Source organism: Streptomyces sp. R11 (assembly GCF_041051905.1).
Lineage (GTDB): Bacteria > Actinomycetota > Actinomycetes > Streptomycetales > Streptomycetaceae > Streptomyces.
Window position 1 is genome coordinate 4,286,917 of sequence record NZ_CP163432.1, and the last position, 14,898, is coordinate 4,301,814.

Below are 14,898 nucleotides of genomic sequence, written 5' to 3' on the forward strand. Positions count from 1 at the left end.
CACAACCGCTCGGCCCAACCGGATACGGGCGCACAGCCCACCACCACAACTGAACAGCTCGCTACGGATGAGCAGACCTGTCACCGGCAGAGAGGAGACCTCAGAAAACGTCTGGGCACCACGGTCGCCTGGACGTACGCAGCAGGGCGTCGGCCACCCGGGCGGCGCCCGCTCGTTCTTCCCGCACCCGCCCCAGCGCGGTGAGCCGTACGGCGGACTCGTCTCCGAGCCACAGGCTGCTCAAGTCGGCCACGTCGAGGGTGAGTTCGGGCGCCGCCGTGGTCGGCGTACAGGAGGCCCCGTCGGTCGAAGCCTCCAGCAGGTAGCGTCCGCCGGCCAGTCCGCCCCCGTCCACGACCTCCAGCACCAGCGACCCCTGCCCCTCGTACGTCCGCGCCTCCAGCGCCCGTACGACATCCAGGATCCGCACCCACAGCCAGTCCGCCAGCGTCGTGACCCTGGCCGCCCGCGGATCGGGGAGGTAGAGGGGCAGGAGGTCGTCTGGAGCCCGCCAGCCGCTCTTGACCGTCATGATCCAGTCGATCGAGCACAGGTAGCGCCACAGGGCACGCTCGGCGTCCGGGGTGGCCGCGATGAGCCAGTCGACGGTCGCCGTGTTGAGCGGCTGCTTGCCGTCGCCCCAGTGGTCGTCCGCCTTGTACGACGCCAACCCCTGGACCTCGCCGCCCGCCGAGCGGTACACGGCGAAGAAGGGCTCGGTCCACGGGGACCTGTCCAGGCGCAGCACCCCGGTGTTGACCTGCCACCAGCGCTCGTCCCGGTCGACGGCGCCCGGCTGGGCACGACGCACCCGCTCGTACAGCTCCGGGCCGATCTTGCGTACGTCCGCGCCGTCCACGATGTCGATTCGGCCGCCGTCCTCGGGGCCGGACCACCTCGGGTCGAGGCCGGTGCGGGTGACGTCCACGGTCCACTGGGCCGTGGAGGTGGCGGGGCCGAAGCCGTAGCGGCCGTAGATCGGGTACTCGGCAGCGATCAGGGTGGCGACGACGTCGCCGCGGTCCTTCGCTGCGGCCAGGTCGTGGGCCATCATGCGGGTGAGCAGGCCGCGGCGGCGGTGGGTGGGGGAGACGGTGACGTTCGAGATGGCGTCGGCGGGGACGGGGGCGCCGCCGACCGCGGTGATCTCCTGCGCGAAGGAGCGGAAGGTCGCCACGCAGCGGCCGGTGTCGAAGGCGCCGAGGGTGCGGGACGGGACGATGTACGACGCGCGGTCGGCGACTTCTGTCTCGGAGACGTCGGGGCTGCGCAGGAAGCCGGTGTTCAGGGCCCGGGTCCAGTCGGGGATGTCGGCCTCGGTGATCGGGCGGACGTCTATGGGGGTGGGAGGTTCGGGACGGCTCATGGGGTCACGGTAGGTGGGCGGGCGTGGGGTGTCGCCGGGTTTTACTCGCGCTCGAACTCCCCCGGAGGGGGCACCCCCTCGCTGTCCGAAAGGCAAAGCCCCCTCCGCGTGGGTGGGGGCTCGCCGCGAGCGCCGGACCTCGGATACCTCCTACCGGGCTGCTACGTCAGCAGGTCGTCCACCTGTGCCTCACCGTCCCGGTACCGCCGCGTGATCTCCGCGCTGCAGTCGTCGGCCGTCCGCTGCAGGCGTTGGCGGCGGCGGGACACCTGCTGCTCGTAGCGGACGAGACGTCCCATCGCGGTGTTCAGCTCGGCGTCCGTGCGGGCCTCGAGGTCCGAGAGTTCGACCTCGGCCAGCATTTCGGCCGCCAGCAGCCGGTACTCCTCGCTCTGCGGGGTGCCCAGTGTCACGTGGCGAGCCGAGGAGCGGTGGCGGGCCGGGGCGTCGGTCAGGATCTCCGGGAGGCGGTCGACGACGGACGCCGCGCCCGCCGGCGAGCGCCGTGCCACCTCCGCCCGCAGGATGTCGATCCGCCCCTGCAGCAGCCGTCGTACGTAACTCAGATCCGCCTCGTCGCGCTGGGCGTCCCGGCGCAGGGTGCGCAGCTCGGGCAGGCTGAGTGCGGTCAGGTCGTGCTCGGGCGGTTCCACGGGCAGCCGCGGGCCCGGATCCTCGGCGGTGCGCTGCGTGGGCGGCCGCAGGCCGTCCAGCTGGGCCGCGTGACTCAACACGACAGCCCCAGGAGGCTGCCCTGAACTCGGTGTGCTCATATGCCTCTACCGTCCCCTCGACCGGCGTGTGGAAGCATGGTGCCATCCCAACTGGCAACAATGTGACCGAGTGCCCCCGAACGGGCCCAGATGGGGGGTTAAGGATCAAAAAAGAAACCCCCAAAGAGGCCACTCCCCCGCACACGGCATGATGGCCGCATGCGAGCTGTGGTGCAGAGGGTGGACGGCGCGAGTGTCGTCGTGGACGACGAGACGGTCGGGGAGATCGACGGCGAGGGGCTGTGCGTACTCGTCGGCGTCACGCACGAGGACACCAAGGAGAAGGCGGCCCAACTCGCCCGCAAACTCTGGTCGATCCGCATGCTGCACGACGAGAGGTCCTGCAGCGACATCGACGCCCCGCTCCTCGTCATCAGCCAGTTCACCCTGTACGGCGACGCGCGCAAGGGACGCCGGCCCACCTGGAACGCCGCCGCCCCGGGCGATGTCGCCGAGCCGCTCGTGGACGAGGTCGTCGCCCAACTCCGCGCCCTGGGCGCGACGGTGGCGACGGGCCGGTTCGGGGCCAAGATGCGGGTGGGCTTGACAAACGACGGCCCGTTCACGGTGCTGATCGAAATCTGATCACCTACTGATCACTTCCGATCGAGATCCGGTCATCGCTGCCAATCGTCCTGGGGGGCCATGCAGAGATCCGCGTATGTCACCGGAGTCGCTCTGCTCGCACTGGTGGCCTGCTCGGCGGAGGCGAAGACCGAGGCCGGCACCAAGGGGAGCACGGAGAAGCAGGCCCCGACGGATCCTCTTGCCTCTCCCTGCACGGCGATAGACCGCACTGCTCACCACGGCGCAGACGCCGAGCGGCTTCGAGGTATACCGAACCCCACCAGGGTCCCACCGTCGTACGCGTTCAGGGAGTGATCACGTACGTGCAGTCCGAGACCCTCTTCGGCCCGGGCCTGACCGACCGGCAGCGCGAAGAGCTCACCCCCGAACCCCAGGAGCAGCTCATCCGCGCCCAGGTCGCCAAGATCGAACAAACCCTGCGCTAGCGGTCAGGGCTCGACCACGGTCTCCTGCGCCGCGGCCGTCGTGTCCGCCATCAGCGGCGCGTCCACCGGCACGTTCCGCTTGACCAGCGCGAGCGCGACCGGGCCGAGCTCGTGGTGCCGTACGGACGTCGTGATGAAACCGATCTTGCGGCCGTCGGGGCCCTCGTCGGCGAGGCGGATCTCGGTGCCGGGCACCGGCAGGTGCACCTCGCTGCCGTCGAGGTGCAGGAAGACCAGCCGGCGCGGCGGCTTGCCGAGGTTCTGGACCCGGGCGACGGTCTCCTGGCCGCGGTAGCAGCCCTTCTGAAGGTGCACCGCGCTGTCGATCCAGCCCAGCTCGTGCGGGATGGTGCGGTGGTCGGTCTCGAAGCCGAGGCGCGGGCGGTGGTGTTCGACGCGCAGCGCCTCGTAGGCGAGGATCCCGGCGGGCGGACCGGCCTTCTCCGCGTACGACTCCAGCTCGGCACGCGGGAGGAACAGGTCGCGGCCGTACGCCGTCTCGCGTACGACGCCGCCCTCGGGCACCTCGGCGATGGACCCGGCGGGCAGGTGCACGACCGCGAAGTCGGCGGTCCGGTCGGCTACTTCGACCTGGTAGAAGAATTTCATCGACTCCAGGTACGCGATCAGGGCGTCCTGTGTGCCGGGCTCGACATGGACCCAGACCGTAGTGCCGTCGTCGACCAGGTACAGCGCGTGCTCGATGTGGCCGTGCGCGGAGAGGATCAGCGCCTCGGTGGCCTGGCCCACCGGGAGATCGCTGACGTGTTGCGTGAGCAGCAGATGCAGCCAGCTCAGCCGGTCCTGACCGGTGACGGCGATCACTCCGCGGTGCGAGAGGTCGACGAACCCGGTTCCGTCGGCGAGGGCACGCTGCTCGCGGAACAGGTCGCCGTAGTGGGCGGCGACGCCTTCGTCCACGCCCTCGGCGGGCACGGCGCCGGGCAGGGTCAGCAGGGGGCTCTTCATGGGCACAAGCCTACGACTCGGTAGTTGAACTCTTGCCGTTCGAGCCCTGGGCCGAACGGTCCTGCCGATCTGTACGCTCCGCGCAGTCCTTGCAGCGGCCGAAGATCGCGAAGTGCTTCATGTCCGTGTCGAACCCGAAGGTGTCGCGCAGTTTCGCCGTGAAATCCGCGGCCACCGACACATCGGCCTCGATCACGTTGGTGCAGTCGCGGCACACCAGGTGGAGGTGATGGTGCCGGTCCGCCAGGTGATACGTCGGCGCGCCGTGCCCGAGGTGGGCATGGCTGACCAGCCCTAGCTCCTCCAGGAGCTCCAGGGTCCGGTACACGGTGGAAATGTTGACCCCCGACGCCGTTTTCCTCACTTCCACGAGGATGTCGTCGGGGGTCGCATGCTCAAGGGTGTCCACGGCTTCCAGGACAAGCTGACGCTGAGGCGTCAGCCGGTAGCCGCGCTGCCTGAGGTCGCTCTTCCAGTCGGTGCTCACCACACCCAAGAGTCTAGGACTACTTGAAGAAAGCGATGCCGTCGTCCGGCATGTCATCGGGAAGGGCCTTCGCCCAGCGCTCGACGTCCTCCGGGGTGACGACCTTCTTCAGGTGGGCCGACATGTAGGGACGCAGCTCGACCTCTGGGGTCTGCTTCTCGCCGACCCACATGAGGTCGCTCTTGACGTAGCCGTACAGCCGCTTGCCGCCGGTGTACGGGCCGGAGGCGGCCGTGCGGGCCACCGCGTCCGTGACCAGGTCGATCTGCGGCTTCTTGTCCGCCAGCTCGCCGTACCAGATCTCGACGACGCCGTCGTCGCGGACCATGGTGACCTCGACCTTGCGGTCGGCGTCGATGCGCCAGAAGCCGTACTCGGACTCCAGCGGCTTCACCTTGTTGCCGTCGTTGTCCAGCACCCAGGTGTGGGACCGGTACTCCAGGAAGTCCCGGCCGTCGTGGGTGAAGGTGACCTCCTGCCCGAAGTTGCACTTCTCGGAGCCGGGGAAGTCGTGCACGCCCGCGCCCGCCCAGCTGCCGAGCAGGAAGGCGAGGGGGACGAGGTCCTTGTGAAGGTCGGACGGGATCTCGATCATGAGCAGCTCAGAAGTCTCGTACGTCGGGTGATGGGGATCAGCGCTGGCCCTGGTACAGCTTCTTCACGGCCAGCCCGGCGAAGGCGAGGACGCCGACGCAGACCAGGACCAGCAGGGCTTCGAAGAAGATCTCCACGGGGTTGCTCCTCGATTGAGCGGAGAGTGGGCGGTACGTACACAGGGCCGGGCCCCAGCTTACGCGGCCGGGGACCGGCCCTCCGTGTGAGGTGGGCCCTCGCGGGATCAGCCGAGCAGCTGGCTCTGCAGGACCACCGTCTGCTGGAAGGGGACGGCCGCGGCACCGCCCTTGCGGGACTGCACGACCAGCCCCAGGACGTCACCCGACACCAGGTACGCCTGCCGGACCTGCTCGGCGCCGTACGGCTTGGCCTCGGTGTAGGCGTAGTGCCGTACGTCGACGACCTCGGCCTCGGTGGGGAACTCCTCGTCCAGGTGCACCTCGGCGGCGCCGCGCAGGGCGTGCTGGGGTGAGTCGTAGCTGGTGAAGTGGTCCTGCTGGAGCACGTCGGCCACCTGGGCGGACTCGAACTGCAGCAGGTAGATCCGGGTGCGCGTGCCGTCCGGGGTGGTCCAGCCGCGGGCCGCTATGTGCCGCAGGGCGTGGTCCTTGAGCACCTGGGCGAGGGCCTCCCGGTCCTCCGCCGACTCGTACGCCGCCAGGAAGTCCTTCGTCGCCAGCCAGCCGTTGCGTCCGCTCAGCTCCTTGTCCGCCTCGTCCGTCCTGGCCCCCGCGGGCGCCGCCAGCAGCAGCTTGCGAAGGTCCGCGTGGTGCAGGGCGGCCGCGTTCTCCTCGGCGAAGGGCGCGGGGCTGCCGGAGGGCAGCGGCGGCTTGGTGATCGCCGGGTAGGCCCAGCGCCCGTCCGCCTCGGTCTCGAGACCGGGTACGTCCGTACGCTCCATCCGCGTGATGCCGTACGCGGTCGAGGCGCCGACGGCGGCGAAGACGACGACGGTGGCGGTCCAGCGCAGGACGGCGCGCAGGACACGGCGATCCTTCTTCACCGGAACCACCGGGTTCTCCGGGCTCACCGCGCCCACCGGGTTCTCCGGATTCACCGGATTCACCGGGGGAACGGCAGGAACGGGGGGTGCCTCCGGCATCGGCGGTGCGTCGGCGACGGGCGCCGTCGCGATGGGCTGCTGCTCGGTCATACGGCCTTCCCCGGGTCGTCGATGCGGTCGAGCTGTCGGGTGACGAACATCCCGATGCTGTTCAGGTCGAGCGGCCGGATGCCCGACGCGGTGGCGCTGATCAGCACGTCTCCCGAGTAGGCCGCGCAGAACACCCGGTCGAGCTTCTCGTCGTCGACCTTGGGTGTCAGGAAGCACTTGGCGTTCTTGTGGCCCTCGATCTTCGGGCCCTTGCGGAAGATGCCGATGGCGGAGAGGAACTCGTTCTGGGCGGTCGCGACCTCCCGTGCGTCGTCGCGGCTCTCCATCCGCGCCAGTACGACGCTGACGGAGAACGCCGTCTTGTGGTGGACGGCGTAGGGGTCGGCGTTGTAGTAGCTGCGCATCGCCATGCCCTTGAGGCTCCGCTTGTCGAGCTGCTTCTCCAGCTTCCGGCGCTCGCTGCGGGGCAGGTCCTTGAGCGACTCCTGGCGCAGGGCGGTGGCCTGACGGCCGCTGAGCTCGGCGCCGGAGCCGAACTCCCCGAGGTCCGGACCGCGGGTGTAGCCCTTCTCGTCGTACGGCAGCAGCAGGCCGGCCAGCCCCGTGGCCGGCCCCTTCGCCGCCTCCGCCTTGCCGTCGGCCGCGGCGGGCTTGGGGAACTTCCATGTGGGCGCGCCCGCATCGCGGTCGGCGTCCTGGACGGTCACCACGGTGTAGCCGGCACCGCCGACGACGGCACCTAGCAGCAGCACGGTCCCGGCGAGGGCGGCGATGCGCGAGGCGCGCGGCCGCTTGGGGCCGGGGCTCGCGGGGAGGTTCTCGGGGCTGGAGAGGATCTCGGCGCCGTCGGCGGTCGGCAGGGCCTCGGGGCTCGGGAGTCCCTCGGGGCTCCGAACTTCCTCAGGTGTCTCGCTCACAGCCGGCCCACCTGCCGCTCGGCCAGGTCCATGATCTTCTCCTTGGGGATCGGCTTGGTGTCGTAGACCCAGATGTCCATCGCGATGTCACCGCGCCAGGCGTGCGCCTCGGCCGAGTACAGCGGGAGGTAGCCGGGCTTGCGATCCGGGGTGTCGTGCACGTACGCCACGCCGTCGCCCGTGCCGGGAATGGGCCAGCTGCGGGTGTCGGACTCCTCCTCGGCCCAGTAGTGGGCGCCCTCGGCGTTCTCGGCGGCCGACAAGGCCTGCTCCTGGCGGTACTGCACCAGGTGGATCACGACGTTCTGCGTGCTGCCCACCCGCCAGCTCGTACCGGCGGCACGGCGGAACTGCTCCTCGATGAGGTTGCCGACGGCCTCCTCCGGCTTCTCGAAGGTCTCCGCGTATTCGGCGAGGTCCATCCAGCCGTCCGTGCCCAGCTCGAACACGGTGTCCCGCGTGCCCTTGGGCCGCTTGAGCAGCAGCTTGCGCAGGTCGCCGTCGGTCTTCACCCGACGGTCCTCGGCGGCGGACAGCGGCTCGACCTCGCCCGTGGCCTGCTTGACCACGGGCTGGGACAGGGGCGGCAGCTTCGTGGGCTCGCGGTCGGCCTGCACGAGATAACCGGTGCAGGTCCCGGCGACGACCCCGAGCACGACGGCTCCGGCGATCAGCAGTGCCGTACGCCCCCGTCGGCGGGGCCGGGGCACGGCCTCGCCGACTTCTCCAGATTCATCCAAAACGTCCCCCCACGGAACGTGAAGTGCGCATTCCGTATGCGCGCGCCCAGGAGACCCATGGCCAACGCACCAGGTTGTAAGGGAGTTGATTACGATTCGGCCATGGCGAAGAAGCTGGTGATCAAGGTGACGGCGGGGGCCGATGCCCCCGAACGCTGCTCACAGGCGTTCACGGTGGCGGCGGTGGCGGTGGCCAGTGGCGTCGACGTCTCCGTGTGGCTGACCGGCGAGTCCGCCTGGTTCGCCCTCCCGGGCCGTGCCGCCGAGTTCGAACTCCCGCATGCGGCCCCGCTCCCCGATCTGATCGACTCCGTCCTGGCCACCGGCCGCCTCACCCTGTGCACCCAGTGCGCGGCCCGCCGGGACATCACGGAGAAGGACGTCATCGAGGGCGTACGGATCGCGGGCGCGCAGGTCTTCGTGCAGGAGGCCCTGGGAGACGACACGCAGGCGCTCGTCTACTGAGACAGCCACGCGCCTCGCGGCGGGCCGCACCGCCGGGGGCCGCTCACTGCCGCGGCCGCTTCTTGCCGTCCAGTTCGTCCCACCACTCGTCGGACTGGGGGTCGCCGGACGGGTCGTCCCACCAGCGGTCCTCCGGACCGCGGCGGTTGGCGACCATGGCGGCGAGCGGCGGGATGACCATGGCGACCACGCACATGCCCACGGCCACCGGGACCGACCAGAGGCGTACGACGCCCCAGGCCAGGACGAAGAGCGTGATGCAGGTCCCCATCATGGCGAAGTACCGGTGACGTCGCCGTGCGTACATGACTCCAGCGTAAATCCGCACAGGACGAAGGGCCGCACCCCAGGCGTCCAACCCGCGGGGTGCGGCCCTTCGGCCGATCAGGAGTGCCTCAGACCGCGATCGCGATCTCCGCCAGGCCGCCCTGCTGGGCGACGACGGTACGGTCGGCGGTGGCGCCGGGGACGAGTGCGCGCACGGTCCAGGTGCCCTCGGCCGCGTAGAAGCGGAACTGGCCCGTGGCGGAGGTGGGGACCTCCGCGGTGAACTCGCCGGTCGAGTCCAGCAGACGGACGTAGCCCGTCACCGGCTCGCCGTCGCGGGTCACCTGACCCTGGATCGTGGTCTCACCGGGCTTGATCGTCGAGGCGTCGGGGCCGCCGGCCTTCGCTCCACACATGTCTTTCTCCAGAAGGGGTCTGACCGGAAGGAAGGCCGGTCGGGATTTGCGGGTCTGAGCTCTTGCTACGGGGCTTACTTGTTGGCGCCGAGCTCGATCGGCACGCCGACGAGGGAGCCGTACTCGGTCCAGGAGCCGTCGTAGTTCTTGACGTTCTCGACGCCGAGCAGCTCGTGCAGGACGAACCAGGTCAGCGCGGAGCGCTCACCGATGCGGCAGTAGGCGATGGTGTCCTTCGCCAGGTCGACCTGCTCCTCGGCGTAGAGCTCCTTGAGCTCGTCGTCCGACTTGAAGGTGCCGTCGTCGTTGGCGTTCTTCGACCACGGGATGTTGCGGGCGGACGGGACGTGGCCCGGACGCTGCGACTGCTCCTGCGGCAGGTGGGCCGGCGCAAGCAGCTTGCCGCTGAACTCGTCGGGCGAACGGACGTCGACCAGGTTCTGCGAACCGATGGCCGCCACCACGTCGTCACGGAAGGCGCGGATGGAGGTGTCCTGGGCCTTGGCCTTGTAGTCGGTCGCGGGGCGCTGCGGAACCTCTTCGACCAGCTCGCGGGCGTCCAGCTCCCACTTCTTGCGGCCGCCGTCGAGAAGCTTGACGTTCTCGTGGCCGTAGAGCTTGAAGTACCAGTAGGCGTACGACGCGAACCAGTTGTTGTTGCCGCCGTACAGGATCACCAGGGTGTCGTTGGCAATGCCCTTCGCCGACAGGAGCTTCTCGAAGCCCTCCTGGTCGATGAAGTCGCGGCGGACCGGGTCCTGCAGGTCCGCGGTCCAGTCGATGCGGATCGCGTTCTTGATGTGGTTCTTCTCGTAGGCGGACGTGTCTTCGTCCACCTCCACGATCGCGATGTTGGGGTCGTCCAGGTGGTCCTGGACCCAGTCGGCGTCGACGAGGACGTCGCTGCGGCTCATGCTCTTTCTCCTCCGGGGCAGTTGCGGCGGGGCGTGCGAGTGTGAGGGGTGCGTGCTCGGACCGAGACGACGCACCTGTGCCCTGGTCAGGGCAGCGGGGAAACGCAGAAGTCGGAGCTTCCGCTCAGAAGGGGCGACAGAGCATGGCGGCAACGCGGCAGAGGTCTACTGCCCGCCGCTTCGTGAGATCCGCCTGTCGCTTCATGGGCTCGATCGTAGGGACGGACAGGCGGGCGTGTCACCGGCGTGTCGCATGCTGAGACGAGATTGTCCGGGATGCGGGATGCAAGGACCGTGGAGGCAGCCCCGACCGGGCCTCCGAGCGGATGCATCGGCGGCCACATCTACGGTGCGGACGGCACCGTCTCACCAACCGGACAACGGCAGCTGGGCGCCAGAGCCCCGACCCGAGTCTGACGCCGGTCCCCGTACTACCCGGCGAGGCGGACGTTCGAACCCTTCACCGTGATCTCGACGCCGTCCTTCGCCGCTTGGACGCTGTCGAGCTGGATGCCGCCGGGGAGGCCGTCGATCTTCTGCTCGAAGTCGGTGATCGCACGGGCCCGGTCCTCGGCGATGTCGGCACCGCCGAAGTTGGGCAGGGTGTCGGCCTTCACCCGCACGGTGTCGCCCTGCGCGGAGACCGAGCTGAGGACGTAGACCGGGTTGGGGAGCTTGGTGCCGAGGACGGTGGCCTCGACGGCGACCTTGATCTTGCCGTTGCCGCCGTCGGAGAGGCCGACGACGTTCGCGGTGACGCCGGGGGCGACCTGGGTGGGCTCGGACTTGGCGGTCTTCAGCAGCTCGGCGTAGGTGATGGACGCGGTGCCGGAGGCGGTCGTCGCGGTGGCGGAGCTGTAGTCCCCGGAGAACTCGACGCCCTTCATGTTCGCCGTGAGGTCGTCGATCCGGATCGTCGTGCCGTCGGTGCCGGCGGTGGCCTCGTAGTCCTTGATCCCCACCTCGACGTCGTCCAACGAGCCGCTCGCGACCTGCGTGAGGAACGGGAACCCCTTGATGGACACGTCCGGGGCGGCGGCAAGGTTCTCGCTCGCCTGAAGCTTCCCGGCCGCCTCATCCTCGGCGAACCCGACGGCCAGCCGGTCGGCCAGCACGAAGAGGCCGCCCAGGATCACGACGACTATCAGCAGTATCCGCAGGGCGCGCATGTTGTGGTGTTCCCCCCACCTCGGCGTACGTCAACGACGCGAGGGTAACCCTGCGGCGGGGTTGACCGGCGAATTGTCGATCATCTGTGACAGGGGGTCTGCCTGCGGGCCCCTGCCCCCAGCGGCTTCGCCTCTCGATGCCAATCCAGGCATCCCAGCCCGTCCGGCGTTTGAGGACGAGGCCGTTCAGGGCAAGGGAAACCCCCGCCTCAGACCAGCGCCCGCCCCAGCAGATAGACCGCCGGAGCCGCCGCCGCCAACGGCAGCGCAACCCCCGCCGTGAAGTGCACGAACCGAGACGGGTAGTCATAGCCGGCCACCCGGTGGCCGATCAGGGCACACACTCCGGCCCCGACCCCGAGCACCGCCCCGCCGGACTCCATCCCCGTCATCGCACCGACAACAGCCCCCGCCCCGGCCCCCGCCAGCAGAGCGGCCACCACAGAAGCCACCGTCGGCAACGGCAACGCCCGCGCCAGCACCGCGACAGCAACCGCCGCCGCTCCGACGCTCACCGCATCCGACTCAGCCGCGAGATACCCCGCCGCGACGATCGCCAGCGCCGCCGAGACAACCGTCGCCATCAGCCCGTACATCCGCTCGTCCGGATCGGCGTGCGAACGAAGCTGCAGAACCAGGGTGAGCAGCACCCAGACACCCAGCGTGCCGAGGATCGCCGCAGGCGCCCCGTCGGCCACCAGCAACGCCACGTCCGCCGCCAGCGCGCCCGCGAAGGCCAGCGCGATGCCCTGCCGGGCGGGCCACATGCCGTTCAGCCGGAACCAGCCGGCAGCCGTCACGGCCTGGAGGGCGACAAGGGGCACCAGCAGGGCGTACGGCCCGACCGCAGCCGCGACCGAGAGCAACAGCCCCAGCAGCGCGGTGAGCGCGGCCGGCTGAAGCCCGGGCTCGATGATCGGGGACCGGCCCTCCAGCCGGGCCCGCTGGGCGTCCGTGACACGGGTGTTGCCGGCGACGGTCGCGGGACCGTAGTCGGGGCCGTCACCGGTTCCTGCCGCCGCCTCGGGCCGGGGGGCCTGGGCGTGGGACGGCTGAGCGTGGGATCGCTGAGCGTGGAACTGCTGACCATGCCCCTGCTGGGCACGCCCCTGCGGCTGAGCGGCAGCATGCCGCCCCTGCGCCTGGGCCTGTGCCTGCGGCACCCCGTCCCACCCCTGGGCCTCCGAAGCACCGCCGTACCCCGCATACGCCCCCGCCCCCTGCGAGGGCAGGTAAGACGTCTCCGCCGCCGAGGCCGGCGGCTGCACCTGGGTCTCCCAGGTCTGCCCCTGCCACTGCTGCGTGTACTGCTGGGCGGCCTGCGGGTCGTCGTACGCCTGCTGCCCCGGCCACGCCTGCGGCGCGGTCGGCTGCTGCGGCTGCTGCTGCTGATACGGGTCGTACCCGTCGTAACCGTCGTACCCCTGATACGGCTGGTCGGTCATCGTCACCCTCCTGCGAACGGCGGGAGCACCTCGACCGTGCCGCCGTCGGCCAGCCGTACCGTCTCATGTTCGCGGGTGCCCACGGGGTCACCGTCGACGAGGAAGGAGCATCGCTGCAGGACGCGCACGAGTTCACCGGGGTGTCGCTCGCGTGCGGCGTCGAGCGCCTCGGCGAGGGTGGCCGCGTCGAACGGCTCCTCGGCGATCCCGGCCGCGGCCTTCGCGGCGGCCCAGTAGCGCACCGTGACCTTTGGCATCCGGTTCCTCTGTCGATCGGCTGTGTACCCCGTCAGGCTAGCCGCCCCGTGCGGCGGCCCAGCCCCCGATCCGGGCCAGCAGTTCCTCGGAGGCCGCGTGCTCCGCATGGCCCATGCCGGGCTCCAGCCAGAGTTCGCCGTGGTCACCGGCCGCCTGGGCCAGCATGCGGGGGTGGTCGAGGGGGAAGTAGCCGTCCAGCTCACCGTGCACGATCAGCAACGGCGTCGGCGCGATCTGCGGGACCGCCTCCACCGGGGACATCGGCACGGGGTTCCAGTCCCGGTGGTGGATCCGGGTACGGAAGCCGTAGCGGCCCACCAGGCGCCCCTCGGGCCGGGTCACCAGCCAGTGCAGGCGGCGCATGCGGGGCGTACCCCGGTAGTACCAACGCGCGGGCGCGCTCACGGCCACCACCGCGTCCGTACGCGCACCGCGACCCCCGTGCGCCCCGAGCCTCCCCAGCTCCTCGCCGGCTCCGCCGTTCTGTCCGTACAGCGCCGCGTGCCGCAGGACCACCGAGCCGCCCATGGAGAAGCCGATGGTCGCCACGCGTGTGTGCCCGAGTTCGCGGGCCCATCGCACCGCGGCCGCCAGGTCGAGCACCTCCTTGTCCCCGACCGTGGACCGCCCGCCCGACCCGCCGTGCCCGCGGAAGGAGAAGGTGACGACGGCCGCGTGCCGGGTGAGGGCCTGCGCCACCCGTCGTACGTGCGGCCGGTCCACATCGCCGGTGAACCCGTGGGCGACGACGAACACCAGATCACGGGCAGGTGGACGTGAGGAGTCGTATACGACCGCACCCGGGTCGTATACGGAATCGATCGTCACGCCGTCATCCGTGTGCAGAAACGTCCGCATAGGTGTACGTCTGGCTGTCTCAGAGTTCGGACGAACCGTAGATCGTGCCACATGACCTGCCGGACCAATGCTCATGTGGGCTATTCTGCTGGGCAGAGGACTCGGGCAGCGTAGCCCCCGGGTCCTTTTGTGCTTTCGGAAGCGTTGTATACGACGCGGGAAACCTCAGGTGACCGCAGGTGTACGGGGCCCCGGGATCGCAGAGCAGTTCCGTACCGCACACGTCCTCGCAGGGACCGAGGAGGAACCAGACGTATGAGTTCTCTGCTGCTCCTGACCAACGCCCTCCAGCCATCGACAGAGGTGCTTCCCGCACTCGGCCTGCTGCTGCACAACGTGCGCGTGGCTCCCGCGGAAGGCCCGGCACTCGTCGACACCCCGGGTGCCGACGTCATCCTGATCGACGGACGCCGCGATCTTCCGCAGGTCCGCAGCCTGTGCCAGCTGCTGCGCTCGACCGGGCCCGGCTGTCCGCTCGTCCTCGTCGTCACCGAGGGCGGCCTTGCCGCGGTCACCGCCGACTGGGGCATCGACGACGTCCTCCTCGACACCGCCGGCCCCGCCGAGGTCGAGGCGCGGCTGCGGCTTGCGATGGGCCGTCAGCAGATCGTCAACGACGACTCCCCCATGGAGATCCGCAACGGCGACCTGTCGGTCGACGAGGCCACCTACAGCGCCAAGCTCAAGGGCCGGGTCCTCGACCTCACCTTCAAGGAGTTCGAGCTCCTGAAGTACCTCGCCCAGCACCCGGGCCGCGTCTTCACACGCGCGCAGCTCCTCCAGGAGGTCTGGGGGTACGACTACTTCGGCGGCACCCGAACGGTCGACGTCCACGTACGACGGCTGCGCGCCAAGCTCGGACCCGAGCACGAGTCGCTCATCGGAACCGTCCGGAACGTCGGTTATCGATTCGTTACGCCCGAGAAGGTGGACCGCGCCGCCGAGGAAGCCAAGGCCAAGGCTGACCGGGCAAAATCGGCGGATGCGGACGAGATGGCCGCCCTGGACGGCGCCGAGGTCCGTGCCGACGCCTGACGGGCGCCCGGACGGGGTGTCGCGGGCGTGGTGCGCGCGCAGGAGAGTGACGGTGGAGCGGCAGGCAAGCTCCTTCA

Annotated in this window: 20 protein-coding genes; 4 read left to right on the plus strand and 16 right to left on the minus strand. The window is 70.0% G+C overall.

What is annotated here, in order from left to right:
* Positions 1-100: 100 nt before the first annotated feature.
* Both AB5J55_RS19540 and AB5J55_RS19545 read right to left on the minus strand, forming a co-directional pair.
* Positions 101-1,366 carry a GNAT family N-acetyltransferase gene (locus AB5J55_RS19540; protein ID WP_369271929.1) on the minus strand — a complete coding sequence of 422 codons (1,266 nt, stop codon included), beginning with the start codon at positions 1,364-1,366 and terminating at the stop codon, positions 101-103.
* A 161-nt stretch (positions 1,367-1,527) separates the two neighbouring features.
* Positions 1,528-2,139 (minus strand): aerial mycelium formation protein, encoded by a 612-nt coding sequence (locus AB5J55_RS19545; RefSeq protein ID WP_369271930.1) that lies wholly within the window; start codon positions 2,137-2,139, stop codon positions 1,528-1,530.
* Between the two features lie 159 nt (positions 2,140-2,298).
* On the opposite strand from AB5J55_RS19545, the gene dtd reads away from it, so the two are divergent.
* Both dtd and AB5J55_RS19555 read left to right on the plus strand, forming a co-directional pair.
* Positions 2,299-2,724 (plus strand): D-aminoacyl-tRNA deacylase, encoded by a 426-nt coding sequence (gene dtd, locus AB5J55_RS19550; RefSeq protein ID WP_369271931.1) that lies wholly within the window; start codon positions 2,299-2,301, stop codon positions 2,722-2,724.
* A gap of 305 nt (positions 2,725-3,029) precedes the next feature.
* Complete coding sequence (locus tag AB5J55_RS19555; protein ID WP_369271932.1) at positions 3,030-3,152, plus strand: hypothetical protein; 123 nt, start codon at positions 3,030-3,032, stop codon at positions 3,150-3,152.
* 3 nt (positions 3,153-3,155) lie between these two features.
* Here AB5J55_RS19555 and AB5J55_RS19560 read toward each other — a convergent pair whose 3' ends face one another.
* The 6 genes from AB5J55_RS19560 to AB5J55_RS19585 all read right to left on the minus strand — a co-directional run bounded on the left by AB5J55_RS19560 (position 3,156) and on the right by AB5J55_RS19585 (position 7,964).
* Entirely contained in the window at positions 3,156-4,121 is a 966-nt protein-coding gene (locus AB5J55_RS19560; RefSeq protein ID WP_369271933.1) for a folate-binding protein YgfZ, read from the minus strand.
* 10 nt (positions 4,122-4,131) lie between these two features.
* Positions 4,132-4,611 carry a Fur family transcriptional regulator gene (locus AB5J55_RS19565; protein ID WP_369271934.1) on the minus strand — a complete coding sequence of 160 codons (480 nt, stop codon included), beginning with the start codon at positions 4,609-4,611 and terminating at the stop codon, positions 4,132-4,134.
* A gap of 16 nt (positions 4,612-4,627) precedes the next feature.
* Positions 4,628-5,203, minus strand: a complete 576-nt coding sequence (locus AB5J55_RS19570; protein WP_369271935.1) for an FABP family protein — start codon at positions 5,201-5,203, stop codon at positions 4,628-4,630.
* Between the two features lie 243 nt (positions 5,204-5,446).
* Complete coding sequence (locus tag AB5J55_RS19575) at positions 5,447-6,376, minus strand: hypothetical protein (RefSeq protein WP_369271936.1); 930 nt, start codon at positions 6,374-6,376, stop codon at positions 5,447-5,449.
* The gene (locus AB5J55_RS19580) at positions 6,373-7,254 is read right to left on the minus strand and encodes a hypothetical protein (protein WP_369271937.1); all 882 of its coding nucleotides are present in this window, start codon (positions 7,252-7,254) and stop codon (positions 6,373-6,375) included. The genes AB5J55_RS19575 and AB5J55_RS19580 overlap by 4 nt, the downstream gene beginning before the upstream one ends.
* Positions 7,251-7,964 carry a hypothetical protein gene (locus AB5J55_RS19585; RefSeq protein WP_369271938.1) on the minus strand — a complete coding sequence of 238 codons (714 nt, stop codon included), beginning with the start codon at positions 7,962-7,964 and terminating at the stop codon, positions 7,251-7,253. Before AB5J55_RS19585 ends, AB5J55_RS19580 begins: the two co-directional genes overlap by 4 nt.
* Before the next feature lie 132 nt (positions 7,965-8,096).
* Here AB5J55_RS19585 and AB5J55_RS19590 point away from each other — a divergent pair, with 132 nt between their 5' ends.
* On the plus strand, positions 8,097-8,459 hold the full coding sequence (locus tag AB5J55_RS19590; RefSeq protein ID WP_369271939.1) for a DsrE family protein: 363 nt from the start codon (positions 8,097-8,099) through the stop codon (positions 8,457-8,459).
* A 43-nt stretch (positions 8,460-8,502) separates the two neighbouring features.
* Here AB5J55_RS19590 and AB5J55_RS19595 read toward each other — a convergent pair whose 3' ends face one another.
* The 8 genes from AB5J55_RS19595 to AB5J55_RS19630 form a co-directional block, all read right to left on the minus strand.
* On the minus strand, positions 8,503-8,766 hold the full coding sequence (locus AB5J55_RS19595) for a DUF3099 domain-containing protein (protein ID WP_369271940.1): 264 nt from the start codon (positions 8,764-8,766) through the stop codon (positions 8,503-8,505).
* An 88-nt stretch (positions 8,767-8,854) separates the two neighbouring features.
* Positions 8,855-9,142 carry a DUF1416 domain-containing protein gene (locus tag AB5J55_RS19600; RefSeq protein ID WP_328426615.1) on the minus strand — a complete coding sequence of 96 codons (288 nt, stop codon included), beginning with the start codon at positions 9,140-9,142 and terminating at the stop codon, positions 8,855-8,857.
* Between the two features lie 74 nt (positions 9,143-9,216).
* On the minus strand, positions 9,217-10,056 hold the full coding sequence (locus AB5J55_RS19605) for a sulfurtransferase (RefSeq protein WP_369271941.1): 840 nt from the start codon (positions 10,054-10,056) through the stop codon (positions 9,217-9,219).
* A gap of 124 nt (positions 10,057-10,180) precedes the next feature.
* On the minus strand, positions 10,181-10,261 hold the full coding sequence (locus AB5J55_RS19610) for an Ms5788A family Cys-rich leader peptide (RefSeq protein WP_350751515.1): 81 nt from the start codon (positions 10,259-10,261) through the stop codon (positions 10,181-10,183).
* 226 nt (positions 10,262-10,487) lie between these two features.
* Positions 10,488-11,225, minus strand: coding sequence for a DUF2993 domain-containing protein (locus tag AB5J55_RS19615; RefSeq protein WP_369271942.1), 738 nt, complete (start codon positions 11,223-11,225; stop codon positions 10,488-10,490).
* A 209-nt stretch (positions 11,226-11,434) separates the two neighbouring features.
* Positions 11,435-12,670: a hypothetical protein gene (locus tag AB5J55_RS19620; RefSeq protein ID WP_369271943.1), complete on the minus strand. Its 1,236-nt coding sequence runs from the start codon at positions 12,668-12,670 to the stop codon at positions 11,435-11,437.
* A 2-nt stretch (positions 12,671-12,672) separates the two neighbouring features.
* Positions 12,673-12,927, minus strand: coding sequence for a MoaD/ThiS family protein (locus tag AB5J55_RS19625; RefSeq protein WP_030052141.1), 255 nt, complete (start codon positions 12,925-12,927; stop codon positions 12,673-12,675).
* Positions 12,928-12,964: 37 nt separating this feature from the next.
* Positions 12,965-13,861: an alpha/beta hydrolase family protein gene (locus tag AB5J55_RS19630; RefSeq protein ID WP_369271944.1), complete on the minus strand. Its 897-nt coding sequence runs from the start codon at positions 13,859-13,861 to the stop codon at positions 12,965-12,967.
* Between the two features lie 180 nt (positions 13,862-14,041).
* On the opposite strand from AB5J55_RS19630, the gene AB5J55_RS19635 reads away from it, so the two are divergent.
* A complete protein-coding gene (locus AB5J55_RS19635; protein ID WP_369271945.1) occupies positions 14,042-14,821 on the plus strand; it encodes a winged-helix domain-containing protein in 780 nt (259 codons plus the stop codon).
* Positions 14,822-14,898 lie beyond the last annotated feature (77 nt).

Excerpts from the sequence above, each read along its gene's own strand:
- AB5J55_RS19620 (WP_369271943.1), bottom strand. The coding sequence starts at position 12,670 with ATGACCGACCAGCCGTATCAGGGGTACGACGGTTACGACGGGTACGAC.
- AB5J55_RS19540 (WP_369271929.1), bottom strand. The coding sequence starts at position 1,366 with ATGAGCCGTCCCGAACCTCCCACCCCCATAGACGTCCGCCCGATCACC.
- AB5J55_RS19575 (WP_369271936.1), bottom strand. The coding sequence starts at position 6,376 with ATGACCGAGCAGCAGCCCATCGCGACGGCGCCCGTCGCCGACGCACCG.
- AB5J55_RS19545 (WP_369271930.1), bottom strand. The coding sequence starts at position 2,139 with ATGAGCACACCGAGTTCAGGGCAGCCTCCTGGGGCTGTCGTGTTGAGT.
- AB5J55_RS19630 (WP_369271944.1), bottom strand. The coding sequence starts at position 13,861 with ATGAGCATTGGTCCGGCAGGTCATGTGGCACGATCTACGGTTCGTCCG.
- AB5J55_RS19600 (WP_328426615.1), bottom strand. The coding sequence starts at position 9,142 with ATGTGTGGAGCGAAGGCCGGCGGCCCCGACGCCTCGACGATCAAGCCC.
- AB5J55_RS19610 (WP_350751515.1), bottom strand. The coding sequence starts at position 10,261 with ATGAAGCGACAGGCGGATCTCACGAAGCGGCGGGCAGTAGACCTCTGC.
- AB5J55_RS19560 (WP_369271933.1), bottom strand. The coding sequence starts at position 4,121 with ATGAAGAGCCCCCTGCTGACCCTGCCCGGCGCCGTGCCCGCCGAGGGC.
- AB5J55_RS19590 (WP_369271939.1), top strand. The coding sequence starts at position 8,097 with ATGGCGAAGAAGCTGGTGATCAAGGTGACGGCGGGGGCCGATGCCCCC.
- AB5J55_RS19595 (WP_369271940.1), bottom strand. The coding sequence starts at position 8,766 with ATGTACGCACGGCGACGTCACCGGTACTTCGCCATGATGGGGACCTGC.
- AB5J55_RS19615 (WP_369271942.1), bottom strand. The coding sequence starts at position 11,225 with ATGCGCGCCCTGCGGATACTGCTGATAGTCGTCGTGATCCTGGGCGGC.
- AB5J55_RS19605 (WP_369271941.1), bottom strand. The coding sequence starts at position 10,056 with ATGAGCCGCAGCGACGTCCTCGTCGACGCCGACTGGGTCCAGGACCAC.
- AB5J55_RS19625 (WP_030052141.1), bottom strand. The coding sequence starts at position 12,927 with ATGCCAAAGGTCACGGTGCGCTACTGGGCCGCCGCGAAGGCCGCGGCC.
- dtd (WP_369271931.1), top strand. The coding sequence starts at position 2,299 with ATGCGAGCTGTGGTGCAGAGGGTGGACGGCGCGAGTGTCGTCGTGGAC.
- AB5J55_RS19635 (WP_369271945.1), top strand. The coding sequence starts at position 14,042 with ATGAGTTCTCTGCTGCTCCTGACCAACGCCCTCCAGCCATCGACAGAG.
- AB5J55_RS19570 (WP_369271935.1), bottom strand. The coding sequence starts at position 5,203 with ATGATCGAGATCCCGTCCGACCTTCACAAGGACCTCGTCCCCCTCGCC.